The organism is Halomonas sp. McD50-4 (genome assembly GCF_022348135.1).
Classification (GTDB): domain Bacteria; phylum Pseudomonadota; class Gammaproteobacteria; order Pseudomonadales; family Halomonadaceae; genus Vreelandella; species Vreelandella piezotolerans.
The window spans coordinates 179,458-204,439 of record NZ_JAKRFG010000005.1 but is presented as its reverse complement, the minus strand read 5'-3'; the positions used below and the strand labels follow the sequence as shown (position 1 = coordinate 204,439).

General features: G+C 59.1%; 23 protein-coding genes. 8 read left to right on the top strand and 15 right to left on the bottom strand.

What is annotated here, in order from left to right; translation table 11 throughout:
* Window positions 1-13 precede the first annotated feature (13 nt).
* Window positions 14-892, top strand: a complete 879-nt coding sequence (locus tag MHM85_RS08465) for a CbiX/SirB N-terminal domain-containing protein (protein WP_219862059.1) — start codon at window positions 14-16, stop codon at window positions 890-892.
* Window positions 893-990: 98 nt separating this feature from the next.
* A complete protein-coding gene (locus MHM85_RS08460) occupies window positions 991-2,577 on the top strand; it encodes an ABC-F family ATPase (protein ID WP_219862057.1) in 1,587 nt (528 codons plus the stop codon).
* 1 nt (window position 2,578) lies between these two features.
* On the opposite strand, the gene MHM85_RS08455 is transcribed toward MHM85_RS08460, so the two are convergent.
* The 8 genes from MHM85_RS08455 to MHM85_RS08420 all read right to left on the bottom strand — a co-directional run bounded on the left by MHM85_RS08455 (window position 2,579) and on the right by MHM85_RS08420 (window position 9,825).
* Window positions 2,579-3,169, bottom strand: coding sequence for a cell division protein ZipA C-terminal FtsZ-binding domain-containing protein (locus tag MHM85_RS08455; protein ID WP_219862055.1), 591 nt, complete (start codon window positions 3,167-3,169; stop codon window positions 2,579-2,581).
* A gap of 28 nt (window positions 3,170-3,197) precedes the next feature.
* A complete protein-coding gene (locus MHM85_RS08450) occupies window positions 3,198-3,665 on the bottom strand; it encodes a TspO/MBR family protein (protein WP_139525860.1) in 468 nt (155 codons plus the stop codon).
* 174 nt (window positions 3,666-3,839) lie between these two features.
* Window positions 3,840-4,958 carry an alkene reductase gene (locus MHM85_RS08445; protein ID WP_239285712.1) on the bottom strand — a complete coding sequence of 373 codons (1,119 nt, stop codon included), beginning with the start codon at window positions 4,956-4,958 and terminating at the stop codon, window positions 3,840-3,842.
* Between the two features lie 171 nt (window positions 4,959-5,129).
* Window positions 5,130-5,501, bottom strand: a complete 372-nt coding sequence (locus MHM85_RS08440) for a hypothetical protein (RefSeq protein ID WP_219862051.1) — start codon at window positions 5,499-5,501, stop codon at window positions 5,130-5,132.
* A 119-nt stretch (window positions 5,502-5,620) separates the two neighbouring features.
* On the bottom strand, window positions 5,621-6,823 hold the full coding sequence (locus MHM85_RS08435; protein WP_219862049.1) for a Xaa-Pro peptidase family protein: 1,203 nt from the start codon (window positions 6,821-6,823) through the stop codon (window positions 5,621-5,623).
* A 70-nt stretch (window positions 6,824-6,893) separates the two neighbouring features.
* Window positions 6,894-7,634, bottom strand: coding sequence for a sulfite exporter TauE/SafE family protein (locus MHM85_RS08430; RefSeq protein ID WP_219862046.1), 741 nt, complete (start codon window positions 7,632-7,634; stop codon window positions 6,894-6,896).
* An 11-nt stretch (window positions 7,635-7,645) separates the two neighbouring features.
* Window positions 7,646-8,335 carry a lysozyme-like domain containing protein gene (locus MHM85_RS08425; RefSeq protein ID WP_219862044.1) on the bottom strand — a complete coding sequence of 230 codons (690 nt, stop codon included), beginning with the start codon at window positions 8,333-8,335 and terminating at the stop codon, window positions 7,646-7,648.
* A 71-nt stretch (window positions 8,336-8,406) separates the two neighbouring features.
* Entirely contained in the window at window positions 8,407-9,825 is a 1,419-nt protein-coding gene (locus tag MHM85_RS08420) for a PLP-dependent aminotransferase family protein (RefSeq protein WP_219862042.1), read from the bottom strand.
* 234 nt (window positions 9,826-10,059) lie between these two features.
* On the opposite strand from MHM85_RS08420, the gene MHM85_RS08415 reads away from it, so the two are divergent.
* The 4 genes from MHM85_RS08415 (at window position 10,060) to MHM85_RS08400 (ending at window position 15,286) form a co-directional block, all read left to right on the top strand.
* Window positions 10,060-11,475: an APC family permease gene (locus MHM85_RS08415; RefSeq protein WP_219862040.1), complete on the top strand. Its 1,416-nt coding sequence runs from the start codon at window positions 10,060-10,062 to the stop codon at window positions 11,473-11,475.
* Window positions 11,476-11,505: 30 nt separating this feature from the next.
* A complete protein-coding gene (locus MHM85_RS08410) occupies window positions 11,506-12,957 on the top strand; it encodes an NAD-dependent succinate-semialdehyde dehydrogenase (protein ID WP_219862038.1) in 1,452 nt (483 codons plus the stop codon).
* Between the two features lie 11 nt (window positions 12,958-12,968).
* Window positions 12,969-14,240 carry a 4-aminobutyrate--2-oxoglutarate transaminase gene (gene gabT, locus MHM85_RS08405; RefSeq protein ID WP_219863953.1) on the top strand — a complete coding sequence of 424 codons (1,272 nt, stop codon included), beginning with the start codon at window positions 12,969-12,971 and terminating at the stop codon, window positions 14,238-14,240.
* A gap of 359 nt (window positions 14,241-14,599) precedes the next feature.
* Window positions 14,600-15,286 carry a hypothetical protein gene (locus tag MHM85_RS08400; RefSeq protein ID WP_239285710.1) on the top strand — a complete coding sequence of 229 codons (687 nt, stop codon included), beginning with the start codon at window positions 14,600-14,602 and terminating at the stop codon, window positions 15,284-15,286.
* A gap of 140 nt (window positions 15,287-15,426) precedes the next feature.
* Here MHM85_RS08400 and MHM85_RS08395 read toward each other — a convergent pair whose 3' ends face one another.
* The gene (locus MHM85_RS08395; protein ID WP_219862034.1) at window positions 15,427-15,819 is read right to left on the bottom strand and encodes a hypothetical protein; all 393 of its coding nucleotides are present in this window, start codon (window positions 15,817-15,819) and stop codon (window positions 15,427-15,429) included.
* Between the two features lie 170 nt (window positions 15,820-15,989).
* Window positions 15,990-17,570 (bottom strand): FAD-binding domain-containing protein, encoded by a 1,581-nt coding sequence (locus MHM85_RS08390; protein ID WP_219862031.1) that lies wholly within the window; start codon window positions 17,568-17,570, stop codon window positions 15,990-15,992.
* 111 nt (window positions 17,571-17,681) lie between these two features.
* Here MHM85_RS08390 and MHM85_RS08385 point away from each other — a divergent pair, with 111 nt between their 5' ends.
* A complete protein-coding gene (locus MHM85_RS08385) occupies window positions 17,682-17,984 on the top strand; it encodes an antibiotic biosynthesis monooxygenase (RefSeq protein ID WP_219862028.1) in 303 nt (100 codons plus the stop codon).
* Here MHM85_RS08385 and MHM85_RS08380 read toward each other — a convergent pair.
* The 5 genes from MHM85_RS08380 to MHM85_RS08360 are packed head-to-tail and all read right to left on the bottom strand — an operon-like array spanning window position 17,953 to window position 23,287.
* Window positions 17,953-19,371: an amidase gene (locus MHM85_RS08380; protein ID WP_219862026.1), complete on the bottom strand. Its 1,419-nt coding sequence runs from the start codon at window positions 19,369-19,371 to the stop codon at window positions 17,953-17,955. The two genes, MHM85_RS08385 and MHM85_RS08380, sit on opposite strands and share 32 nt — an antisense overlap.
* Window positions 19,372-19,373: 2 nt before the next feature.
* Window positions 19,374-20,645: a Zn-dependent hydrolase gene (locus tag MHM85_RS08375; RefSeq protein ID WP_219862024.1), complete on the bottom strand. Its 1,272-nt coding sequence runs from the start codon at window positions 20,643-20,645 to the stop codon at window positions 19,374-19,376.
* A gap of 18 nt (window positions 20,646-20,663) precedes the next feature.
* The gene (locus tag MHM85_RS08370) at window positions 20,664-21,494 is read right to left on the bottom strand and encodes an FCD domain-containing protein (RefSeq protein ID WP_219862022.1); all 831 of its coding nucleotides are present in this window, start codon (window positions 21,492-21,494) and stop codon (window positions 20,664-20,666) included.
* Window positions 21,495-21,505: 11 nt separating this feature from the next.
* Window positions 21,506-23,029 carry a sodium:solute symporter family protein gene (locus MHM85_RS08365; RefSeq protein WP_239285708.1) on the bottom strand — a complete coding sequence of 508 codons (1,524 nt, stop codon included), beginning with the start codon at window positions 23,027-23,029 and terminating at the stop codon, window positions 21,506-21,508.
* 15 nt (window positions 23,030-23,044) lie between these two features.
* Entirely contained in the window at window positions 23,045-23,287 is a 243-nt protein-coding gene (locus MHM85_RS08360; RefSeq protein WP_239285706.1) for a hypothetical protein, read from the bottom strand.
* A 351-nt stretch (window positions 23,288-23,638) separates the two neighbouring features.
* Between MHM85_RS08360 and MHM85_RS08355 the strand changes: the two genes are divergently transcribed.
* A complete protein-coding gene (locus tag MHM85_RS08355) occupies window positions 23,639-24,967 on the top strand; it encodes an aspartate aminotransferase family protein (protein WP_239285704.1) in 1,329 nt (442 codons plus the stop codon).
* Window positions 24,968-24,982: the final 15 nt, after the last annotated feature.

Sequence of the window (24,982 nt, the reverse complement as noted above, 5' to 3'; positions counted from 1 at the left end):
AAGGACGAACGCGATGCGCGCTATTTTTCTTGTCGATAACGGCTCTCTACGCCCCCAAGCGACCCATAATCTGCGTCGGGTGGCGGCGGCGCTGAGTGAGCAGCTCGAGGAAACCGTTCAAGCGGCCTCGCTGCTGCACTCCAATAAAATCCCCGCCGAAGAGGTCGATGGCATTCCGGCCATCACGCTGGGCCCCGCTGCCGAACGCAGCGCCGAAGCGGGGGCCACCGAGATCGTCGTGCTGCCGTTTTTCTTCGGCCCCAGCAAAGCCCTCACGGGGTATTTACCGGAGCGGATGGCCGCGCTGCAGGCACGCTTCCCTGATGTGACGGTGCGCGTCGCACAGCCGCTGGTGGATGAGCTCGGTCATAACGACCTGCGTTTGGCGAAACTGTTGGCCGATCACGTGCGCGCCCAACTGCCCGAAAATGACGCTGCTAAGGTCGCGCTGGTGGATCACGGCAGCCCGATTCCCGAGGTCACCGCCGTCCGTAACCGCCTGGCCGGGCAGTTGAGCGTCCTGCTGGGCGACGAGGTGAGCTGCGTGGCGGCCGCTTCCATGGAGCGACGTGACGGCGATGAGTACCGCTTCAACGAGCCGCTCTTGGAGGACCTGCTGGATACTCCCGAATTCAGCAGCGGCCACGTGGTGCTGGCGATGCTGTTTCTCTCCCCAGGCCGTCATGCCGGTGAAGGCGGTGACATTGCCGAGATTTGCGCCGCCGCCGAGCAACGCCATCGCGGATTAACGGTGGCGACCACCGCGCTAGTAGGTGAGCACGCGGGCATTGTCGAGATTCTCCACTCGAGACTCCGCCAAGCGATTGATGGTGAACGTTTTCTGCTCGACATGCCCGCGCAGCCAGTAAAAGACGGTGAGCAGAAGCCTTGAGGGGAGATGTAACGTGGCCCAAAGGCGCGTAGAATCGCGTGCTTTTGCACGCATGCCGCTCCTCCAACAGGGCTATGTCGCCAACCAGGGTCTCTATCTTGATCGCCACCGCCAATATCACCATGCAGTTTGGGGCCAAGCCCCTGTTCGAAAACGTCTCCGTCAAGTTCAATAATGGCCATCGCTACGGGTTGATTGGCGCGAATGGTTGCGGCAAGTCCACCTTCATGAAAATTCTCGGTGGCGAGCTGGAGCCCACGTCCGGGCAGGTGATGCTGGACAGCAGCACGCGTCTGGGCAAGCTGCGTCAGGACCAGTTTGCCTACGAGAACGAGCGGGTGATCGACACCGTCATCATGGGCAACGCCGAGCTATGGAAAGTGGCCGCCGAGCGCGAGCGCATCTACTCGCTGCCCGAGATGAGCGAAGAAGACGGTATGGCCGTGGCGGACTTGGAGGTGCGCTTTGCCGAGCTGGACGGCTATACCGCCGAGTCCCGCGCGGGCGAGCTGCTGTTGGGCTTGGGCATTCCCATCGAACAGCACACCGGCCCCATGAGCGAAGTCGCCCCCGGCTGGAAGCTGCGTGTGTTGCTGGCCCAGGCGCTGTTCTCCGACCCGGACGTACTGCTGCTCGACGAACCTACCAACCACCTGGATATCAACACCATTCGCTGGCTGGAAGACATTCTGAAAGCGCGCAGCAGCACCATGGTGATCATTTCCCACGACCGCCACTTCCTGAACAGCGTCTGCACCCACATGGCCGACCTGGATTACGGCGAAATCACCCTGTTCCCCGGTAACTACGACGACTACATGACGGCGGCCACCGCTGCGCGTGAGCGTCAGTATGCCGACAATGCCAAGAAGAAAGCGCAAATTGCCGAACTGCAGCAGTTTGTCAGCCGCTTCTCGGCAAACGCATCGAAAGCGAAGCAGGCCACCTCGCGGGCGCGTCAGATCGACAAGATCAAGCTGGAAGACATCAAACCCTCCAGTCGCGTCAGCCCGTTCATCCGCTTCGAACAGAACAAGAAAATCCACCGCAACGCGGTGAACGTCGATGCCATTACCAAAGGCTACGACGGCGAGCCGCTGTTCAAGCGCTTCTCCATGACCGTGGAAGCGGGCGAGCGGATTGCCATCATCGGCCCCAACGGCATTGGTAAGACCACGCTGCTGAAAACCCTGGCCGGTGACCTGCGCCCTGATGCTGGCGAAGTGAAGTGGACCGATGCCGCCGAGCTTGGCATCTTCGCTCAGGATCATGCCGACGACTTCGCCAATGACGCCACCCTGTTCGAGTGGATGAGCCAGTGGACCAAAGGGGGCGAGCAGGTGGTGCGCGGCGCGCTGGGCCGCATGCTGTTCTCCAGCGACGATATCGGCAAATCGGTGAAGGTGATTTCCGGCGGCGAGCAGGGGCGGATGCTGTTCGGTAAGTTAACGCTCACCAATCCCAACGTGCTGCTGATGGACGAACCCACCAACCATCTAGACATGGAGTCCATCGAAGCGCTCAACCTGGCGCTGGAAAACTACCCCGGCACGCTGCTGTTCGTCAGCCATGACCGCGAGTTCGTCTCCAGTCTCGCCACACGCATCATCGACATGCAGCCGGAGGGCATCGTCGATTTCAGCGGCAGCTACGACGACTACCTGCGTAGCCAAGGCGTGGTATGAGTTAACCGATGATCTGGGCGTAGGTGGATTCGCTGGCAGGTTCCCTGTCGGCATCCAGCATGTCGCCGCTGAAGGTCTCATTCATCTCCTTGGCGAGTTCCACATACACGTGCATCTGCTGATTGCGGCGTTTATGCAGCGGCGGCTTCACCAGCAGGCTAACGCCGCGGATCGGCTCGTGGGTTTCCCCGCGTAATAGGTCAGGCATCTCTCCCGGCGGGAAGGCATTCGCCACGGTAATGGGGTTAGACGCTTGCTGGCCGTCGATCAAAAACACCTTCTTGATGGCGTCGTAATGGGCGCCTTTGCTCCGCAGCCACTCGGTCAAACGCGCGTCGGTGGTGTCATCCGGCTGGTTAAAAATGACGAACAGCGAGTGCTGCTTGACCTTGCCCGTGCGCTTGGTGGGGGCGGGCGGCGGCGCGTCCGCAGGAGGCGGCGTGGGCGTTGCGACCGGTGCGGGAGCCTCAGTGGCCTTGGCCTTGGCACGGCGCCGTTTTGGCAGCACGACATAAGCAAAAATCACCACGGCCACCACGCCGAGTAGCAGCGAGGTAAAGGCCAGTAGAACGGGAAGTGACGTTGTATCCATGGGGTGAAACCTTTTCGTTATGTAACACCTAGGCGCGATTGAGCCGCAAAATGGTGGCGTTGAGTGCCAGCGCAAGGGCGACCCACAGCCAGTAAGGCACCATTAGCCACGCGGCGAAGGTATTCACCTGGGCAAATAGGCCAATGGCCAGTGTAATCAATCCCAACAACACCACGATATCCACCAGCGCCGCGCCGATCTGCTTGCGCCCAAAGAACAGCCAGGACCACGCTGCATTGGCCAGCAGCTGGGCGCCATAGACGGCCAAGCTCGCGCTGCGTAGCGGCGAGTCGTCCGCCATATAGATCCGCCATGCCGCGATCGCCATCAATAGATAGAGAATACCCCAGGCAATGGGAAAGGCCAGATCGGGCGGAGTCCAGCGGGGTTTGCGCAGTGTTCGATACCAGCCGTCGGGGCGAAAGCGCGCGCCCGTCATGGCGGCAGCTCCCACCAGCAGGAGCGAGACGAGCAGCGCCATCAAAGAACCGAACATGAGCGACCTCTCCAGCAGTAGGGTTATCGCGTTAAAACGATAGAATCAACAGATTAACAGCGTTTTACGCGTTCAAGGCATAAAAAAAGCACCACCTAAGTGATGCTTTTCAAGAATAAGGGTTCCCCCTATGGGGAAACCCTCGTCATGCCTTAGCAACGTCAGCAACGTCGCTTAGCTCATGCGGTCGTAACCGTTATCCATGAATGGGTAATCGGTATAGCCCTTCTCATCGCCGCCATAGAAGGTTTCCTGGTTCGGTTCGGTCAGCGGGGAATTGACGCGGAAGCGTTCCGGCAAATCGGGGTTGGCGATGTAGGGGCGGCCAAAGGCCACGGCATCGGCGGTGTTTTCCTTGATGCGTGCTTCAGCGTGCTCGGCGTCGTAGTTGCCGCAGTAGATCAGGCTGCCGCTAAAGCGCTCACGCATCTGCTCACGGAAACCGGCCGGGAAGGTGATATCGCCGCCCGCCCAGTTCGGCTCGTTCAGGTGTAGGTAGGCGAGGCCGCGCTTGGAGAGCTCTTCGGCCATATAGAACGCCATCGCTTCCGGCTCGTCGTCGGTCAAACCGAACAGCTCGATGAACGGCGTCATACGAATGCCAACACGCTCGGCACCAAACACTTCTACCACTGCATCGACCACTTCCAGAGGGAAGCGGGCACGGTTTTCTAACGAACCGCCGTACTGGTCGGTGCGCTTATTGCTGCCGGTGGCCAGGAACTGGTTCAGCAAGTAAGCGTTGGCGGCGTGGACTTCGACCATATCGAACCCGGCGCGCTTGGCGCGGATGGCTGCTTGGCGATAGTCATCCACAATGCCGGGAATCTCGTCGGTTTCCAGCGCACGCGGCGTGCTGGTGGGGTACTGACCAGCGGTGCCATCTTCGAATTCGACGAAACACTGAGCGCCTTCGCCTTTCAGCGCGCTGGGGGCTACCGGCTGCTGTCCGTTGGGTTGCACCATTTCGTGGGAAACGCGCCCAACGTGCCACAGCTGCAGCGCCATGCGGCCACCTTTGGCATGAACGGCGTCCACGACGCCTTTCCACCCGGCTTCCTGCTCGTCGGTCCAGATGCCGGGTGTGTACACGTAGCCACGGGCAGTGGGAGAGATGTTGGTGGCTTCGCTGATGATCAGGCCTGCCCCTGCGCGCTGGCCGTAATACGCCTCTTGGATCTTGCCCGGGATGCTGTCCGGCGTGCGAGCACGTGTCAGTGGTGCCATGATGACGCGGTTAGGAAGTGTCAGGCTACCCAGCGTAATGGGGGTAAACAGCGTTTCATACGCCATAGAGCAAAACTCCTTTTGAAGTAGTGGGTATCATCGTGGCAAATAGAATAGACCAGTTTACTAGTAAGCGCCAACGACGATGCGATGGCTATGGTTAATGGGGACGGTCGCGTAAAACAAAACCCCGCCGAGCAAATGGGGCGGGGTTAAGGGGCGTCAATGAGCGTTCGTTTAGTGCCGTTGCCAAGGCCAGCGGCGCTTGGCAGGCGTATCGATTTGGCGAATGGCGCTGGCGAGCGGCAGCATGATTGCGCTGAGCTGACGGTGGCAAACGGCACTGCTGAGCACGCCGGGGCACTGTTTGAGCAGCAGGTCGCATTGCTGGGAGGCGATAAAGAGCTGCTCCACGACCGCAGGCGCGAACAGTGGCTTGGCCTGCTGGCAGCAGCGGGTCAGCTCTCGGGAGAGCATCGAGAGCATGCTGGTGTCTAGCCAGCAGGGCAGCGGGTCTTCTAGCCGTCCGGCAATCGAGTGCTGAACGGCTTCAAACGATGTGCGTAAAAACAGCAGGGTTTGACGAAGCTGGCGCTGTTCACTGGTCATGTGACGTCCCTTTACCTCAACGGCTCTTTATCTACCCAGGTGCTGGCTAAAAAAGAGAGTGTTTCTCATTTGCATTTCTGGTGAAGATAGCCTCCCTCAATCGCGGTGTCAATCTCAGGCTATGAGCGCACGGACGTATCGCTGGCCTGATAAAGCTGCCAGTCGTTGTTGGTGAGCGGTTTTGCCCCCTGCTCGGTGACCACCACGGTATCGCTCAGGCCAACGCCCCATTGGCCGGGTACCCGCAGGCAGAGCGGTAAATGAAACACCATGTTGGTTTCGAAGGAGCGGGCTTGGCCTTTGGCAATGTACCCCGTGCCCTCTACCCAACTGGGTGGAAACTGTGCCCCCACGGCGTAGCCAAACACCCCCGAAAAAAACAGCTCGTCGCGTCGAGGGGCCAGCAGCGCATCGGCAGCCAGGGCCGCGGCATCGAAGGAGTGGCCGGGACGCATGGCCTCGCAGAGGGTTTCAAAGATCGAGCGGCAGAGGTCTTGGGTGGCGGTGAGGGCGGCGTTAGGCGTGCCGGTCACGGCGGTGCGCATCATCGGTGCGGTGTAGCGTTGATACGCCGCGCCGAACTCTAAAAAGACCGGCTCGTTGGGCTGAATCACGCGGCGCTTATGGTTCACGTGAATCACCCCAATGCGGTGCCCGCTGGTCACAATAGGCTGTAGGCTCATGAACTCGCTGCCGTTTTCGAGCAGCGCCTTGGCGCCAATGGCGGCAATGTCGTTATCGGTCATGCCGGGGTGAATGGCGGCCATCGCCGTCTCTAAGCCAGCGGCGGTGATGCGCGCACTCTCTTTAAGCATCTCGAGTTCGGCACTGCTTTTGACGATCTTGATGGCATCCAGCAGGTCGCCCGCTTCAAAAAAGCGCTCTTGGCCCACTGCCTGGGCGAGGGCGTTCATCACGCCCACCCGCAGCCCACTGCTCCAGCCGTCGATGCCAATGCGCGGGCAGGGGGTTAACAGGTCGGCCAACGGGTCGATGATTTCATTCAGGTTTTCCCATCGGTAGCCAATGATCTCATCTACGCGGGCGGTGACCACCGCGGCACCCGTTTCAATCGAGGCCACTTGAAGAACGAGCTTTTCCTGTGTGCAGACCAAGCAGGCATGCACCGACACCTCAAAGGTGTGGTAACCGGTCAAATAATTGATATCCGCGGGATCGGTGAGCAGTAGCGCATCCAACTCGCGCTTCGCCATGGCGTGGCGCACCGTTTCCAGGCGCGCTTGATACTCGGCGGGGGCAAAGGGTAGCTCGCTTTGGGTAAGCGAGGTGGCAAGGGCTTCGCGGTAGTGGTGGTAATCCATGGCGACCTCCAGCGTTTGGTAAGGTCAGTATAGGTCGCCATCCAAAGCGCGCCGCTAAGGCCATCAACGGTCAACGGGTTAGCAGATACACCCCCTGCAGGAAGTAAAACACGCCAATGCCAGTCACGATCCAGCGGGTCCAGGTGCGGAAGTTGGCGTCGGTCAGGCGGTGCAGAATCCGTGTGCCGGTTTGCGTGCCCAGCATGGCAAACGGGGCGGCCAGTAGCACGATGCTCCACTCACCCGCGCTGAGCGCGAGGGCGGCACCTAAGTAGAAGAGGATTTTGATGGAGTGGGCGACCACTTGAATCATGGCCTTGGTCGCGACGACCTGGCGGCGGTCCATCTGAGAGCGCACGAAGAAGATATCGATCAGCGGGCCGGATACCCCGGCGGCAATCGTGAGGCCGCCTGAGGCGATGCCGCAGCAAAACGCGTGGCTGGCGCGATGGGCGTCTAGCTGGAACCAGTGCCTGGGCGTCCAGACCAAAATCGGCAGCAGCCCGATCAATAAGGAAACGGTGGCCGCATTGGGCGTGTAGTTAAACAGCAGCAGAAGCCCCGCCGCGCTGAGCACGCCCAAGGCCATCAGCGCCACAATGCGCCACACGATAAAGCGCCGCGACAGCCACGCCCGAGAGGCATTGGACGTTAGCTGAATGACCCCATGCACGGCCATGGCGGTGCTGGCAGGAAACATCACCAGCAGGAACCACAGCAATACCAGCCCGCCCGCCATGCCAAACACGCCGGAGAGCAAGGAGGTAAAAAACACCACGCCGACAAAGGCGACGCCCATCAACAGTGTCATGAACGACCCCCTCAGCTACGACAGAACGGCCACACCTGATAGAACTTGCGGCACTGGAACTCTGCCTGGCAGCTGTTGAGCTGGGCCTGGTAGCGGTTAGAGAGGCTCGCCACTTGGCGGCCCGCGTTGAGCACCTGGGGTTTGCTGCGATAGCTGCCCCGCTGATAGCCGCCTGCGCCCTCGTGGTAGGCGTAATAGAGGTGTTCAGGATTGTTGAGCGAGATGCCCGTTTGGGCGCGAGTGCGGGCGTTGTACCAGCCAATGAAATCGGTAGCGTGCTTCATGTGCGTGCGCCGGGCAAACAGGCTGCCCGCTTGGTCTTCGTACTCACCCCATACCGGGTCTTGAGCTTGGGCGTAGCCTTTGGCGGACGACGGGCGCGGGCCGGGGATGAAGCCCAGGTAGTATTTGCGGTCTGGGCGCACGTGGCTGCGAAACGAGGACTCCCGCTGAATGAACGCCATTTGGGTCGCGATGGGTGTTCCCCACTTCTCCTCCGAATCTTTCGCGTAGTCGTACCAGCTGGGCTGTTCGCGGAAAATCTCGCAGATGTTGGTCTGATCTTCTGGAGGGCTGGGCGCAAAGGTGGCGCACCCAGAGAGTAGCAGCATGGCCGCGACGGCCAGCCACCCGCGTAGCGAGGCGGTGGAAGAAGCAGCAGAGAAAGCAGAAACCCAAAAGCTATCAACAGGGCGATACATAGGACGGTCCTTGTGGATAAGTCGTGTTGCTCACGTTTTGTGTGTACCGACGAATAAAGCTCGTTGGCCGCTTAGCGCAGCAGCGGCTCCAGGCAGCGGCGCAGGCGCTGCGCCTCGCGCACCAGTGTTTCCCCTGACAGCATGCCCACCCCCATTACCAATCCCACGCGTGGGTCGTTCGGTGCACACACCGGGCTCAACGGCCGCACGATCAAGTGCTCTTTCAGCAGCGATTGCGCGATGGCCACATCGTTGATGCCCGGCTCGAACTCCACGCACAGGCTGATGGCACTGCTGGGCGGTGACACCGAGCGCACCTGGGGCAGCGAACGTAGCTGGTCGTGCAGCACCTGCTGGCGGCCTAAGTAGTCCCGCTGAATGCGCCGACACCAAGCATCCAAATCACCATCGAAAATGAACTGGGCGAGCACGGCCTGGTCCAGCATACGGCCCTCACGAAACAGCTCGCTGCGCAGGCGGTTCATGGGCCCTGCCAAATGGCGCGGCACCACCAAATAGCCCAGCCGCAGGCCGGGAAACATCATCTTGGAGAAAGAGCCTACCAGCAAATGGCGTTCGGAGTGGGCATCGAACAGCAGGTTAGGGTGGTCGTCGCGGTTAAATTCATAGTCATCTTCCACCACGTAGGTAGGCGATAACGCCTCACATAGCTGACGTTTATGCGCGGCGCGGGTCGGCACGCTGAGCGGGTAGTGGTGCGAGCCGGTGAGGTAAGCCAGCGCCACGGGGCCGGGGGAAGTAGGCAGTGCATGGCCCTGTTCCGGCCGCCACGGCAGCATGTCGATGTTCAGCCCGGCGGCGGTAAACACGTTGCGCGCCCCCCAGTAGCAGGGCGACTCCATCGCCACCGTATCGCCCACGTCTGCCAAGGCAACGGCGCACAGCTCGATGCCGTTATGGGTGCCATCGGTAATGATGATCTGCTCGGTATCGCAATGGATATCCCGCCAGCGGGCCAGAAAATCACGAATCGCCCGCTTTAGTGGGCCGTAGCCGCCGGTGGAGTAGGAGAGCAGCAGCGCATTTTGCGGCACGGTGACGCTGGCGTAGAGCTGGCGCCACTTGCGCATGGGGAACTGGGCGATATCCGGAATGCCGGGCACGAAGGCCCCGCTCTGAATCATGCTGGCCCCAGGGCCTTGCAGCACCCGCTGGGCCCGCTGGGAGAGCTGAACGTGGGTCGGCGCTGGGGGCGGTGGCGCGGTGGGTTTACACGTCCAGGTTCCCTGGCCGTGGGCGGTTTTCAGCAACTCCTCTTCCAGCAGTGTGCCTATTGCCAAGGCCAGGGTTTGGCGCGCGACGTTCACGGCATCGGCCAACACACGATGAGAGGGCAACCGCAGCCCGCTGGGCCACTGCTGCGTAATGGCCTGGCGCAGCGCTTGCTCGATGCGCACCTGCTTACTCAGCCGCTCCGGTTGGAGTGCATAAAGTTGCTTGAATTGGTGCAAGACCTGCTCGCGATCCATATCAGCGCCCCCTTTCCCGCGTGAAGCCCGCTACCATCAGGCGTTTAGACGAAAGCATGATGCCATGTATGCACTTATTTGGTGCGTTGAAGAAGTGGTCTAGTCGAACGCCAAAGTGGTGCATTCGCGTTCTGAGCGCCGCCTGCTAGCGTGTCACTATTCCGCCACCGGAATCAGGACACTGCGCCAAAGAGCGCCAACGACAACATCCAATAACCTGCAGGATACTGTGCGATGACCACTCCCTCTTCTGAACAGGACAAGCTCGTCCGGGTACTGGCCCGCGGCGACGTATTAGCCCTCGCCTTCGGCGCGATGATTGGCTGGGGCTGGATTGTATTGACCGGCACCGCGATTCAATCCGCTGGCAGCATCGGTGCCATTTTAGCGTTCATTATCGGCGGTTTAGCGATCATCATGGTGGGCCTGACCTACGCCGAGCTGGCTTCCGCCATGCCCAAAGTAGGCGGCGAGCATGTCTACAGCTACCGCGCCCTGGGTCACTTACCCTCTTTCTTATGCACCTGGGCGATCATTCTAGGCTATTTAAGCGTGGTGGCCTTTGAAGCCGTGGCGCTGCCCACCGTCATTGAGCATCTGGCACCGAACTACGCGGTGGGCCACTTATGGACCATCGCGGGCTGGGAAGTAAAAGCGACCTGGGTGGCCGTCGGTGTCGGCGGCTCGCTCGCCATGATGATCATCAACTACTTCGGTGTGACCACCGCCGCGCTTCTCCAGAAAGTCGTGACCGGCATGATTTTGCTGGTTGGCGTGCTGTTTGTCACGGGCGCGCTGTTCGAAGGCGAGACCATCAACATGATGCCGCTATTCACCCAGGCCGATTCCGGCGTGATGGCGGGCATCGTCGCGGTGCTGGTCATGGTGCCGTTCCTGTTCGTGGGGTTCGACGTCATTCCCCAAGCCGCCGAAGAGATCAACCTGCCTTACAAAGCCATCGGCAAAGTGCTGATGATGTCGGTCATTCTGGCGGTGGTGTGGTACGCGCTGATCATTCTGGCCACCAGCCTGGCCCTGAACAGCACCGAGTTGGCCGCGAGTTCCCTGAGCGTGCCGGATGCCATGGGCAGCCTGTTCAACGCCCCCTGGGCCAGCAACCTGATGGTTCTAGCCGGTATTGCGGGCATCATTACCAGCTGGAACGCCTTCTACATTGGCGGCTCGCGGGCGATCTACGCCCTGGCGAAAGCGGGCATGCTGCCTGCGACGTTTGCCAAGCTGCACCCGCGCTATAAAACGCCCACCAACGCCATCTTCTTGATGGGCTTTCTTTCCTGTATCGCCCCGTTCTTCGGCCGCCCCGCGCTGGTGTGGATCGTCAACGCCGGTGGCCTGGGCATCGTGATTGCCTACCTGTTCGTGGCCATCTCCTTCGTGGTGCTGCGGGTTCGCGAGCCGGATATGCCGCGCCCGTTCCGCATTCGCCACGGCAAGCTGTGCGGCACCTTGGCGGTCGTCCTCTCCTTTGGCATGGCCTGCCTTTACCTGCCCGGTAGCCCGGCGGCACTGAGCGGCGCTGAGTGGTCGATCTTCGCGGGCTGGTCTTTGCTCGGTGTGGGGCTTTACATCCACGCCCTGCGTACCTACGGCCGCGCCTACAGCGACCAACACATGATGGCTGACCTGTAAGCCGTTCCAACCCCTTTAAAGGAGCACGCTATGAGCTTTATCGAACAGTGGTTGCACGATGCCGTACCGGCCCTGGTGGGCGGTGTATGGCGCAAAGGCCAGCAGACCTTTGCCGTCGATAACCCCGCCACCGGCGAAACCATCGCCCACGTGGCGGACTTGAGCGCCGACGACACCCGCGACGCCGTGGCCGCCGCTTACGAAGCCGGTGCCGCCTGGCGCGCCACCCCGGTGAAACAGCGCTCCGCGCTGCTGCGTCGCTGGTTTGAGCTGATCAATGAGCACGCCGACGACCTAGCCCGTCTGATGACCCTAGAGCAGGGCAAGCCGCTGGCGGAAGCCAAAGGCGAAGTGACCTACGGCGCATCGTTCATCGAGTTCTTCGCTGAAGAAGCCAAGCGTATGGCCGGGGAAACCCTGCCTAGCCACGGCGCGGACAAGCGCCTGCTCGTACTGCGCGAACCGGTGGGCGTGGTCGCCGCGATCACCCCGTGGAACTTCCCGCTGGCGATGATTACCCGCAAGTGCGCCCCGGCCCTGGCCGCTGGCTGCACCGTGGTGATCAAACCCGCTGAAGCCACGCCGCTCACCGCGCTGGCCGCTGCTTATTTAGCGCTGGAAGCGGGCCTGCCCGCCGGTACCATCAACGTGGTCACTGCCTCCAAACCCGCTGCCGTGGGCGAGGTACTCACCACCGACCCTCGAGTGCGCAAAGTGTCGTTTACCGGATCTACCCCAGTGGGTAAGCACTTACTTGCCCAGTGCGCCAGCACGGTGAAGAAAACCGCCATGGAGCTGGGCGGCAACGCGCCGTTCATCGTCTTCGATGACGCCGACGTGGACGCCGCCGTGAACGGGGCCATCGCCTCCAAATTCCGCAACGCCGGGCAAACCTGCGTGTGCACCAACCGCTTCCTGGTGCAGGACGGCATTTACGATGCCTTCGTCGCCAAGCTCACCGAACGCGTGAACGCACTCAAGGTAGGCGACGGCCTGGCCGACGGCAGCATCATCGGCCCGCTGATCAACCAGGCAGCGGTGGATAAAGTGCAGCGCCACATCGACGACGCGGTGAACAAAGGCGCGCGCCTACTGTGTGGCGGCCAGCCCCACGCGGCGGGTGATCGCTTCTTTACCCCCACGGTGCTAGCGGATGTGACCACCGAAATGGCCGTCGCTGATGAAGAGACCTTCGGCCCGGTAGCCCCGGTGTTCCGCTTCCAGCGCGATGAAGAAGCCATCGCCATGGCCAACGATACCCCGTTTGGCCTGGCCGCCTACTTCTACGCCACGGATTACCGCCGCATCTGGCGCACCATGGAGCAGCTGGAGTACGGCATGGTAGGCGTGAACGAAGGCTTGATCTCTACCGAGCTGGCGCCGTTTGGCGGCGTGAAAGAGTCCGGGCTGGGCCGCGAAGGCTCCCACCACGGCCTCGATGAATTTACCGAACTGAAATACGTCTGCGTTGGCGGCCTGTAAAGAGAACGATGATGACTAACCAAGAATTGAACGACCTGAAAAACCGCTTCGTGGCCAACGGTGCCGCCACGCCGACCACCCAGTTTGCCGAGCGCGCTGAAAACGCCGAACTGTGGGACGCCGACGGCAAACGCTGGATCGACTTTGCGGGCGGCATTGGCGTGCTCAACCTGGGCCACCGCCATCCCAAAATCGTCGCGGCGGTTGAAGCGCAGCTCAAGAAAGTCATGCACACTAGCGCGGCGGTCATTTCCTACGCGCCCTACGTGCAGCTGTGCCAAAAGCTCTGCGAACTCACCCCGGTGCGCGGCCCCGAGCGCAAAGCGATGCTGGTGAACACCGGTGCCGAAGCGCTGGAAAACGCCGTAAAGATCGCTCGCGCCGCCACTGGCCGCACCGGCATCATCACCTTCGACGGTGCCTTCCACGGCCGTACCATGATGACCCTGGCGATGACCGGCAAGGTGCTGCCCTACAAGAACGACTTCGGCCCCATGCCGGGCGACGTGTTCCGCGCACCGTTCCCCAACCCGCTGCACGGCATCAGCGAAGAAGCCTCGCTGAACGCCATTCGCACGCTGTTCAAAACCGATATCGCCCCGCACCGCACGGCGGCCATCGTGATTGAACCGGTACAGGGTGAGGGCGGTTTCTACATCGCTTCACCGGACTACCTAAAAGCCCTGCGCGCGCTGTGTGACGAGCACGGCATTCTGCTGATCGCCGACGAAGTACAGTCCGGCTTCGCCCGTACCGGCAAGCTGTTTGCGCTGGAACACAGCGGCATCGAAGCGGACATCCTCACCACCGCCAAGAGCCTCGCCAACGGCATGCCGCTCTCTGCGGTGGTCGGCACCGCCAAGGTGATGGACGCCTCCGGCCCCAACTCCCTGGGCGGCACCTATAGCGGCAACCCGCTCTCCTGCGCGGCGGCGCTGGCGGTGATCGAAGCCATCGAAGAAGAGAACATCCTGGCCCGCAGCGAGCAGATGGGCAACATGCTGGCCGAACGCTTCGCCGTCTGGGAAGAGCGCTTCCCCGCCGTCGCCCACGGCCGCCAGCTCGGCGCCATGGCCGCGTTCGAACTGCTCAACGGTGAAGGCAAGCCCGACCCGCAAATGACCGCCGCGCTCTGCGCCAAAGCCCGCGAGAAAGGCCTGATCCTGCTCTCCTGTGGTTTCTACGGCAACAGCATCCGCATTCTGGTGCCGCTGACGGTGTCGTCTGCGGTGTTGGAGGAAGGGTTGAGTATTATTGAGTCGTCGTTGGAAGCGCTGAGCTAGTAGCGTTTAAGCAGTAACAAGCCCGCCCATCGTCAGGCAGCGTAAGCTGTTGGCGATGGGCGGGTTTTTTTTATGCGTTGAAAGTTCAAAGCTGAGATAGTCAGCCATCCTAAGCGGCCTGTGCTAAGCTGAATTTGGTAGGGTGGATGAGAAATATAGCAAAATAGGTGACCTCCTAACGTGGAGGTACTGGCGAATGCAGTAGAAGTGCGAGTGTTGAATGTGCAGTCTAATAAGATCAATTCATATTAAAATCAAAGTTTTGAGATGGTTTTGCGGGCTGAGTTTTTCGGATGATCATATCGGCACGTTCATCCAAACATAGAACGCGCTGTCTAATACTTGTTAGAGCAATGAACATGGATCCCAAGCAAAAGTCACAAATACAAGAAAATCTTCTTTCATTGTATCTTCGACTAAATGGATATTTCGTTACTGGGTTTATTGTTCATTCACCAGATCATGGGCGCGTTGCAACAGAAATAGATGTTTTGGGTGTCCGGTTTCCATATAGCCGTGAGCCTGAGAGGTTGGTTGAGCCAGATGCGTTGTTAAACCTATCCCCTAGCAAGATAGAGTTGGTAATCTGTGAAGTGAAAAGCCAAGGAAAGCCTCTTCAATTTAATCAAGCTCTTTTGGACTCACCGGAAAGGGTCGCATCAATTATTCGCTGGGCCGGATTGTATCAAGAAGAAAGTATTGAAAAACTTGCACTGGAGGTTTATGAGTCGTTTAAAACCGAAAGCTTGCGAAGGGATTGCCCTCCGACAGTGGATCATCAGGGCAACACACGTATAAGAGGTCTTCTGTGTTCACCGGAGAGGTTGAATCGACGTGACAATCAGGCTTGGTTTATTTCTGGAGAAATGCAATTCAATTTTATCTTCCAGTGTCTTTGTCCTGACAACCCTCGCGCTACCTGTGCGACTAGGTACGATTTCGGTCAGTGGGGAGAATACGAAAATATTGTACGCTACTTCAAAAGTAGAGTAGGCAATAATTGTGGTGGAATAAATGACCTCTATGAATTTTACGAGCAGCTCTAACAAAGGTAATCACCTGAGCCAAATTTGCTCCGGCTTTGCCCCCACAAAATTAGCCGGGTGTTACCGGCGTTATGCGTCAGTGGTGTAGTTCAGGTTATCGGGTGTAAACTAGCTCTGTTTTTCTTGTGCTTCTTATGCTCCTATTTTGTTTGAAATGCTTCTAGCGTCTGGAGTGCTGAATAAACCATTGCGCGTTCGTGCTCGCTGACGAGGTCTAAATTGACCCGCTCTACCCTATTTATCAGGCAAACACAAACTGCGGCCTCTATCTCACTATTTGGTGTGATGTTTCCTTTCATTACCTCTGCAAGATAAGCAGCAAAAGAAATTAGAGCGGCATAGAATATCTTGATTTCATGTTTTTTGGCTGTTTGAAACTTTTCCACCGGTACAGACGCAACAACGGCATTAATAAAATATTGCTTTCGTAGCGATACATTTAGAACGCCATTAATCTCCTTATCAAATTGAGCTCCAATTTCGGCCTGAACTTTTGCTGTGTACATCCTATTGCCTATCGCGTTAAACATCATATGGCTCCTGGTTTTTAGCATTATATTTTGCGTACACTGCGCCTATAGAGGGAGGTCAAAAAGTATGTCGTTGTGATTTTTACGTAGGCATGAACAGTCGTCAACTCTATTTGAGAGTTGCGATCACCCGCACAATAAGCGCTCAAGGTGATCCTCCGCCGTCGTAACCGCTACCTACCCTCCAACCCGCCCTCCTCAAATAGCGAAAGCTGCTGCCGATTATCAGCCTTCACTTTCTTACCGCGCCGAGCCGATGGCCGCCGCTGACTCGCCAGCTTCTCCACAATCGCCTGACTGGCATCCCTCGCTTCCGGCGTGCGGCGCAGTTCATACAGCATCGTCTTCCAGTGGCGCGCTTCGGCTTCGAAGTCGTTGGGAATGGGGTAGTCGACGCCCGGTTGAAAGCCGAACCGCTTTTGCAGGCTTTCCGGTAGTGCCCAGGGCTTGGCACGCCATTCCATGGGCAGGGGCGACAGCTCTGGCACCCAGCGGGCGATGAATTCGCCGGTGGGGTCGTTATCTTCTGCCTGCTTGATCGGGTTGTAGACCCGCATGGCGTTGGTGCCGGTAGCGCCTGCTTGCATCTGTACTTGGGGGTAGTGAATGCCGGGTTCGAAGTCGGTGAATAGCCGCGCCAAATGTAAGGCTGGCTCAACCCAGTGCAGCCCTAGGCCGAAGGTGGCGTGGGAGAGCAGCATGGCGCGCATGCGAAAGTTGATCCAGCCGGTGGCGGTCAGGCTTCGCATGCAGGCGTCCACCAGTGGCACGCCGGTTTGGCCCTGTTTCCAGGCGATCAGGTGCGGGTGTTCCGGGTCGCGCTCCCGCAGGCCGCGCAGCGCCGGGTGCAACGTTTGATGCTCGATGCTGGGTTCGCTCTCCAACTTCTGAATGAAGTGGCAGTGCCAGTAGAGTCGCGAGGTAAAGGCACGCAGTGAGCGGGCCCAGGCGGTGTCGTCGGCGTGCTTTTGCCGCTGGCGGCGCAAGGATTGCACCACTTCCCGCATGGAGAGTGTGCCCCAGGCCAAGTGTGGGGAGAGCCGCGAACCAAACTCCCAGGCCAGTAACGGTTTAGAGAGCGAGCCGCGATAGCGCCGCCCGCGCTGGGTAATAAAGCTCAGCCACAGCGAGCGGCCTTCACTGCGCCCGCCCCGCTGGCGTTGGGGGCAGGGCGTGGTATCGAACCCCAAGGTGAGCGAGGGCAGTTGCGCTACGTCTACGTAATGAAACGCTTCCCAACCGGGTGCGGCCACCGCTGTTGGCGGGGCGGGGTAGGTGGGGGCGGCCATAAGCGATTCCCAGTGGCTTTCCCAGCGGGATCGATGCCCCGTGCGGCTGCTCAACCCGCGAATCACGCCCTGCTGGCGGGCTTCCTGCCAGTGCACTTGGTGGGCGTGGCACCACGCTTGAACGCGCTGGTCGCGTTCGAAACTCCAGGCGTTGCCCGTCTCTTGGTGGGAGTGCAGCACCAGTTCGCCGTAGTGCGCTTTTAGCGCCGCCAGGCACTCCACCATATCGCCCTGCCACAGGCAGAGCGGCAAGCCCAGCGTATTGAGCGCCTGGGCAAGGTCTAGCAGCGAATCGGCGGCAAACTGCCAGTGGCGCAGGGCGCTGTCGGGCGCTTGCCACTGCCCAGGCTCGATGGCAAACAGCGGCAGCACCGGGCCTGCCGCCGCGGCGTTGGCCAGCGGTGCGTGATCGTGAATGCGTAAATCGCGTTTGAACCAAACGACCTGAAGGGGTGCCTGAGCCATTAGCCGTAACGCCTGTTCGTTATTCATCTATTCGTGATGCAGTGATGACGTTACCATCAAGCGAATGTTTGCGTAACCAACTGAGCCACACCCGCCCATAGGAGAATCACCATGTATATCGCCATGAACCGTTTCCGGATTGCCCCAGGCCGCGAAGAGGATTTTCTGGAGGTATGGCGCAACCGCGATTCCCACCTGAACGAAGTGCCGGGCTTCAAGCAGTTTCACATGCTGCAGGGCGAAAGCCAGGAAGACCACACCGTGTTTATTTCCCACAGCGTGTGGGAATCCGAAGAGGCCTTCCGTGCCTGGACGAAGTCAGACGCCTTCCGCAAGGCCCACGCCAACGCCAAAGCGCCAGAAGGCATCTACCTTGGCCCGCCTAAGTTTGAGGGGTTTGAGGTGGTGTTGTAGGCGGCGTCAACGGCGGCAAATAGCGTTCAAGTAACTGGGCCGCATGCAGTACCTTGAGGTCTTGATATTTACCCGCCACTAAGTGCAAACCTACCGGCAGCCCCTGGTTGTCTAGCCCGCAGGGAAGGGAAGCCGCGGGCTGTTGGGTCAGGTTGAAGGGGTAGCTGAACGGCGTCCAGTCCATCCAATCTCGATAGTTCTTGCCCGGTGGTACGTTGTGGCCCGCCGCAAAGGGCGCAATGGGCATCGTAGGCGTTACTAGCAAGTCATAGCGTTCGTGAAAGGCGGCCATATGGGCGGTCAATTCGCTGCGCTCACGCCGGGCGGCGAGGTAGGCGGAAAGCGATACGTCTTGCCCGCGTCGTGCAATCTCCAGAAAGCCAGGGTCGAGCGCTGCCTGTTGCTGTTCGTTCAGTTTTTCGAGTGCCTGCGTGGCCCCCGCAAACCAGAGCGTATTAAACGTTTTAAGCGGATCGCTAAAGCCTGGGTCTATACGTTCTACGGTGGCCCCCAATGCTTCTAAATAAGCGATGGATTCCTCGACTCGCTGGGCAATATCCGGCGCTACGTCTACATAGCCAAGGTCAGCACTAAAGGCGATGCGCCAGCCCTTTAGGCTAGCCGGTGGCGGCGTGAGCCAATCTGGCCCTCTGGGATTGCCTGAGTAACCATCCCGAGCATCGGGCTGTGCCATGACGCTGAGCATGAGGGCGCTATCACGTGCAGTGCGCGTCATGGGCCCTAAATGAGACAGCGTACTCATGGTGCTGGCAGGCCACTGAGGCACCCAGCCGAACGTGGGTTTAATGCCAAAGGTGCCGGTAAAGCTGCACGGAATACGAATGGAGCCGCCCGCGTCGCTGCCTTGATGAAGCAGGCCCAGGTTGAGCGCCGCGGCCGCTCCCGCGCCGCCGGATGACCCTCCCGGCGTTAGTTCCGTGTTCCATGGGTTGCGGGTAATGCCGTGCAGCGGGTTATCGGTGACGCCTTTCCAGCCAAACTCGGGTGAGGTGGTTTTGCCGACCACAATGGCCCCGGCATTGCGCAGGTGACGGCTAATGGGCGCATCTACTTCCCAAGGGCCATCCGGAGCCGTGGTGGTGGAACCCAGCCGTGTAGGTAGGCCCTTGGTTAGGGTTAAATCTTTGATCGTCACTGGGATGCCGTCTAGCGGACCGCAGGGGGTGCCTGCTTGCCAGCGTCGAGCAGATTCTGCCGCTAAACGGCGTGCCTCCTCCCCGTTAATACAGGTGAAGGCATTCACCTTGGGGTTATCTCGCTCAATACGCGTTAAGCAGTCCTCCACCAGCGTTTCCGGCGAGAGCGAGCCCTCGCTGAAACGCGCCAATGCATCGGTTGCCGTCAAGGTTTCAAAGGTATCCGCCATGGTTACTCCCCACTCTTCACACCCGCCGCATCGAGCATGGCATGCAGTAGAACGTTACAGCCTGCGTGTACATGTTCCGGGGTAGCGCTTTCGATCTCGTTATGGCTGATGCCATCTTTGCAGGGAATGAAGATCATGGCGGCGGGTGCTACGCGGCCAACGAACATCGCATCGTGCCCGGCTCCGCTGATGATATCCATGTGTGACAGCTGAAGTTTTTCAGCGGCTTGTCGGACGCTATCCACGCACGTTTGATCGAAATGCTCAGGCGCAAAATCTGCAGTGGGTGTGAGCTCGTATTCCAGCCCGTGGCGTTGGCAAATGTCTTCAACGGCGGTCGTCACCGCTTGGCTCATGGCGATCAGGGCGTCGGGTTTCCAGTGGCGCATATCCAACGTCATTTTGACTTGGCCGGGAATGACATTGCGCGAACCTGGGTGTAGCGTCATACAGCCTACCGTGCCGCGCCCGTGGGGTTGGTGCTCATGGGCAATCCGGTTGAGTGCTTGAGTGACTTCTGCGGCCCCCATCATGGCATCCCGACGAAGATTCATCGGCGTCGGTCCTGCATGAGCTTCAAGCCCTGTGAGGGTCAAGTCGAACCACTTCTGCCCAAGCCCACCGATGACAACGCCAATGGTGGTGTCGGTATCTTCGAGAATGGGGCCTTGCTCGATGTGTGGCTCGAAATAGGCTTTGATCTCGTCGGGGGAGACCTCATCACTACCGCGATAATGAATTGCGTCTAAGGCATCGCTGACCGTGACACCATCGGCGTCGGTGCGCGCCATCATGGCATCGAACGCCAGCTCGCCGCTGAATACGCCGGAGCCCATCATACAGGGGGGAAATCGACAGCCTTCTTCGTTCGTCCACGCGACCACTTCGATCGGCGATTGCGTGGTGATGTTGTGCTGGTTCAGGGTGCGAATGACTTCAAGACCCGACATGACGCCGAAACAGCCATCGTATTTACCGCCGGTGGGTTGGGTATCCAAGTGGCTGCCCGCCATGACGGTTTTGGCACTGGGGTCGCTGCCTTCCCGGCGGGCAAAAATGTTGCCGATATTATCAATGCGAATCGTGCAGCCCTCGGCACGGCACCACCGAATGAAAAGGTCGCGGCCCTGGCGGTCTAGATCGGTCAACGCCTGACGGTTCACGCCGCCCTTGGGCGTGGCCCCTAGTTTGGCCATCTCCATGAGCGACGCCCAAAGGCGGTCGCCGTCAGTAAGTAGGTCGGACTCTTTGATGGGGGTAACGTAGGTATTCATTTCACTCTCCTCGCAAAGTTAAACGGATGTGTTGTCCGTTAGTAAGTCGTGTAGCTTGGAACGGTGATTCTGATGAGTGGGTGAGTCGTTGCTGACCAGCATCTGTATCGCCATTTCAGCTTCCAGCGCACTCATGTGATGTTCCGCATCGGCCATGTGCTCGGCCATGATCTGTCGCACACGCGGGGCATCTTCAGCGCGGTAGGCATCCACTAGCTGGCGGTGGTAATCCTGGTTGGCGTGGTCGAATTGCTTTCGCTCCGGGACGTAGGCTTTTTTGATCACCACCAAATCGCGCAGCATGTCGTTCAAGAACTGGCACATGAATGCGAGCAATGGATTCGGGCAGGCACGGGCCAGCAGCTGGTGAAACTCCAGCTCTAGAAAACGCTGGTGTCGGTGATCCTCTTCATGACTCGCACAGCAGGCGCAGGCCGACATATTGGCTTCCAGCTGTTGGAAGTCCTGCTCGCTGAGCTTACCCACCACGGAGGCCGCCAGTTCTACTTCCAGCAGTTTGCGTAACTGGTACACCTGCTTACCATCCAGTTGCTGGAAATGCAGGAAGTTACGCAGCATGCGGCTGGCGGGCTCCATGCTGGGCTGATTGATGACCGCGCCTCCTTTTGGCCCGGTTTTTAACGTGATGAGCCCCTCAACCTCTAGGATTTTGAGCGCTTCGCGCACGGTGCCCTTGGCGCTACCGTAAAGCTCCATCAGCGCCTTTTCGTTGGGCAGCCGGTCACCTTCTCCCAGTGACTCTGCGGCTATCCAGCGCTTGATGTCGTCGCTAATCAGCTCGGCAAGCTTGGGTCTGCGCGGCGAGGTCGAAACAGGGGCTTGAGTCATCAACCCACTCCTTATTGTTGGTTAGCGCTACTGGTGATTTCTTGTGTATAGGCGGGCAAGCGCTCTGGGTGGTACTCGGCATCGTAGTCATGGCGTGCCTGGGTAAAGCGTTCCACGACGGCGGTATCGCGGCGGTTCAGCACATGACTGAGCCCCACGAACAGCGCTGCATTCAGCAGCAAGCCCCAGACCCCGGCGTGGTAGCCCAAGGGGGCGCTTAGCGGGCCAAAGGTCATGAGCAGGACACACGCCACCCCCGCCCACAAGCCTACCAGTGCGGCAGTGGGATGGGCCTTTTTCCAGGTGATGGCACCGATGGTGGGGATGATCAACTGGGCCGTGCCCGCCAGTGCTGCAATACCAATCGTGACCAGTACGCCCGGTACGGTGAGCGCCATGATATAAGCGGCCAATGAGAAACCCACTAGCGATAAACGACCGATATACACGATACGCGCTTGGCTGGCATCGCGGTCGATATAGCGTTTGTAGATATCCATCGTCACCACGGTAGACACCGCGTGGATCTGCGAGTTAGCGGTAGACATGGCGGCTGAGGCGCCGGCTGCCATGATCAACGAGGCGAGCAGGTAAGGCGCATACTCCATCAGCATGATGGGCAGTATCTGGTCAGGGTTTTCTACGTTGGGTTCGAGCAGCACGCCTGAATAGCCAGATAGCACCGAGCCTACATAGGCAAAGGCCGCCAACCCCAACAAAAACGGCATTAGGTTAAACAGTTTGCCGTGTTTGACCGAGTACATGCGCAGCCAGATTTGCGGGCCCATAAAGGCACCGATGGCGGTAATGGCAAACAGCGAGAACCACATGGGGTAGCCCATCGTGCCGTTCGGCCCAGGCATGGTGAGATGATCAGGAGAGCTTTGCTGCAGCTGACTAAATAGCGCCGTGGGGCCCCCTACCTGGGTGGAAATGTAGTAACCGGCATACAGCATGCCGAAGAACAACAGCGCGCCATAAATGACGTCGGTCCAGGCAATGGCGCGAATGCCGCCAATCCACACGTAGATAATGATGATGAAGTAGAAAAGCAGGGCCGCTAGCCAGAAAGGAATCAGCCCGCCGGAGGCGACTTCGATTAAATAGGCGCCGCCGGTAAGCTGGATCTGCAGATAAGGCACGGTAAAAATCAGCGTAATCGCCGCCACGGTGATACGTAGCGCTTCGCTGTTATAAAAATCACCGATCAAGTCTGAAGGTGTCAAGTAATTGAAACGTTTGCCTAAAAACCACACCCGTTTGCCTATCCAGTAATACATGAAGCCAAACAGGAGGTTCCAGGCTAACGCCGTCAGAAATACCGGCCCGTTGGTATAAAAGGTGGCATTAGAGCCGAGGAACGCAAACGCGCTCCACCAGGTGGCCGCGACGGTGAAGAAGACCGCGATACTGCCCATGGCACGGCCCTGAACGAAAAAATCCTCGCTGGTTTCTTGTGATTGACGAGCGGATAAAACCCCCACCATCAAGGGAATGATCATAAACGCTGCAATGATGATTAAGCTTCCGGTCATGATATACCCCTTCATTTACCGCTGTTGGGTGGCGTGGATAGTGGAAGGCTCGGGGCTGCCCCAGTTGGTGAAATAAGCCACCAAAAACAGCGCCGTTAATACGAACCACCAGAACAAGTTCCACACCAGCAGAAAGGGGAGGCCAATCACCATGGGCTCTATACGGTTAGCCAGCATAATGAGGGGGCTTTCCAGCATGATAAAGCTGAAGAGCATGCCGCCATATATAGACAGCTTTAAGGGAGTCAAGTATTTCATAGCAAGGTAGCCCTTTGTTTATATTGAAATTGTGAGCATTGATGGCAGTGCACGCAGCCAGCGACAGCGCTAGTGAGCGCATTCGCTAAGTGAGTGCGACTGAGGCGTGTTCCACTGATTTGTTGTATTTATTCGTATAAATATAAGAATTAGGCGCTTTGAATCGTCCCGTCAAGATGGGTAGGCGCTGTTTGATGCTCTATTACGTATGAGTTTCCTAACGTGAGCGAAAGAAAAGCATGATTTTATAAACGTAGTGGGTGGCGCATGCTGAGGGCATGTCTCAAAGCGACGGAGCTAGACACTATGTTTGGTTTAAAAAGTAAAACAACCGCACAGTCAGCGGAAAAAATGGCTGAGCAGCCTGTATCAGGCACCGCCCTCAACCAGCACTTCTGGATGCCGTTCAGCGCGAACCGCGATTTCCGCGCCAACCCGCGCATGATAGCCGGGGCGGAAGGGCGTTATTACATCGATGACCAGGGGCGCAAACTGTTCGATTCGCTTTCTGGCCTATGGACCTGCGGGGCAGGCCATAACCGTGAAGAGATTCAGAAAGCCGTGGCGGCGCAGCTAGGTACGCTGGATTTTGCCCCCGGTTTTCAGATTGCCCACCCGTTGGCATTCAAGCTGGCGGAAAAGGTCGCCAGCTTAACGCCAGCCGGGCTGGATCACGTGTTTTTCACCAACTCCGGTTCAGAAGCCGCCGATACGTCGGTCAAGATGGCCAAGGCGTATTGGCGGTTAAAAGGTAAGCCGGAAAAAACCCGCATGATCGGCCGCGCCAAGGGCTATCACGGGGTGAACATCGGCGGCACCAGCCTGGGCGGCATTGGCGGCAACCGTAAACACTACGGCCAGTTGATGGATGTGACGCACCTGCCTCACACCTTACAGGCGGGCCATGCGTACACCCGTGGCCAAGCAGACACCGGCGCTGAGCTGGCCGATGCGCTGCTGGATCAAATCGCCCTGCACGATGCCTCTACCATCGCGGCGGTCATTGTGGAGCCGATGTCGGGCTCGGCGGGGGTGATCGTGCCGCCAAAAGGCTATCTGGATCGGCTGCGGGAGATCTGCACCGCCCACGATATTCTGCTGATTTTCGATGAAGTCATTACCGCCTTTGGCCGCAGTGGGGCCAACACCGGTGCCGAAGCGTTTGGCGTCACGCCGGATATCATGAACGTGGCCAAGCAGATCACCAATGGGGCGGTGCCGATGGGGGCGGTGATCGCCTCAGGCGAGATTTTCGATACATTCATGCACGCAGGCGGTGCCCAGCACGCCATTGAATTCCCCCACGGCTACACCTACAGTGCCCACCCCGTGGCCTGCGCGGCGGGGCTGGCGGCGCTGGAGATGATGGAGCGCGAAAACTTCCCCGCCCAGGTGAGCGCCATCGCTCCCGCGTTCGAGCAGAAGCTGCACGCCCTAAAAGGCCACAATCATATTGTCGATATTCGCAACTACGGCTTGGCCGGTGCCCTGCAGCTAGCGCCGCGCAACGGCGACCCCACCATTCGCCCCCGCGATGCGCATATGGCGCTGTGGGAAGCGGGCTTCTACGTGCGCTACGGCGGCGACACCCTGCAGTTCGGCCCTCCCTTCGGCACCACGGAAGCCGAGCTCGAGCGTTTGTTCGATGCCGTCGCGACGACCCTGGATTCACTGGCGTAACCCTGGCCCACCCTG

Coding starts and splice junctions, on each gene's coding strand:
- MHM85_RS08465 (WP_219862059.1), top strand. CDS start 14: ATGCGCGCTATTTTTCTTGTCGATAACGGCTCTCTACGCCCCCAAGCG.
- MHM85_RS08455 (WP_219862055.1), bottom strand. CDS start 3,169: ATGGATACAACGTCACTTCCCGTTCTACTGGCCTTTACCTCGCTGCTA.
- MHM85_RS08450 (WP_139525860.1), bottom strand. CDS start 3,665: ATGTTCGGTTCTTTGATGGCGCTGCTCGTCTCGCTCCTGCTGGTGGGA.
- MHM85_RS08445 (WP_239285712.1), bottom strand. CDS start 4,958: ATGGCGTATGAAACGCTGTTTACCCCCATTACGCTGGGTAGCCTGACA.
- MHM85_RS08440 (WP_219862051.1), bottom strand. CDS start 5,501: ATGACCAGTGAACAGCGCCAGCTTCGTCAAACCCTGCTGTTTTTACGC.
- MHM85_RS08435 (WP_219862049.1), bottom strand. CDS start 6,823: ATGGATTACCACCACTACCGCGAAGCCCTTGCCACCTCGCTTACCCAA.
- MHM85_RS08430 (WP_219862046.1), bottom strand. CDS start 7,634: ATGACACTGTTGATGGGCGTCGCCTTTGTCGGCGTGGTGTTTTTTACC.
- MHM85_RS08425 (WP_219862044.1), bottom strand. CDS start 8,335: ATGTATCGCCCTGTTGATAGCTTTTGGGTTTCTGCTTTCTCTGCTGCT.
- MHM85_RS08420 (WP_219862042.1), bottom strand. CDS start 9,825: ATGGATCGCGAGCAGGTCTTGCACCAATTCAAGCAACTTTATGCACTC.
- MHM85_RS08415 (WP_219862040.1), top strand. CDS start 10,060: ATGACCACTCCCTCTTCTGAACAGGACAAGCTCGTCCGGGTACTGGCC.
- MHM85_RS08410 (WP_219862038.1), top strand. CDS start 11,506: ATGAGCTTTATCGAACAGTGGTTGCACGATGCCGTACCGGCCCTGGTG.
- gabT (WP_219863953.1), top strand. CDS start 12,969: ATGACTAACCAAGAATTGAACGACCTGAAAAACCGCTTCGTGGCCAAC.
- MHM85_RS08400 (WP_239285710.1), top strand. CDS start 14,600: ATGGATCCCAAGCAAAAGTCACAAATACAAGAAAATCTTCTTTCATTG.
- MHM85_RS08395 (WP_219862034.1), bottom strand. CDS start 15,819: ATGATGTTTAACGCGATAGGCAATAGGATGTACACAGCAAAAGTTCAG.
- MHM85_RS08390 (WP_219862031.1), bottom strand. CDS start 17,570: ATGGCTCAGGCACCCCTTCAGGTCGTTTGGTTCAAACGCGATTTACGC.
- MHM85_RS08385 (WP_219862028.1), top strand. CDS start 17,682: ATGTATATCGCCATGAACCGTTTCCGGATTGCCCCAGGCCGCGAAGAG.
- MHM85_RS08380 (WP_219862026.1), bottom strand. CDS start 19,371: ATGGCGGATACCTTTGAAACCTTGACGGCAACCGATGCATTGGCGCGT.
- MHM85_RS08375 (WP_219862024.1), bottom strand. CDS start 20,645: ATGAATACCTACGTTACCCCCATCAAAGAGTCCGACCTACTTACTGAC.
- MHM85_RS08370 (WP_219862022.1), bottom strand. CDS start 21,494: ATGACTCAAGCCCCTGTTTCGACCTCGCCGCGCAGACCCAAGCTTGCC.
- MHM85_RS08365 (WP_239285708.1), bottom strand. CDS start 23,029: ATGACCGGAAGCTTAATCATCATTGCAGCGTTTATGATCATTCCCTTG.
- MHM85_RS08360 (WP_239285706.1), bottom strand. CDS start 23,287: ATGAAATACTTGACTCCCTTAAAGCTGTCTATATATGGCGGCATGCTC.
- MHM85_RS08355 (WP_239285704.1), top strand. CDS start 23,639: ATGGCTGAGCAGCCTGTATCAGGCACCGCCCTCAACCAGCACTTCTGG.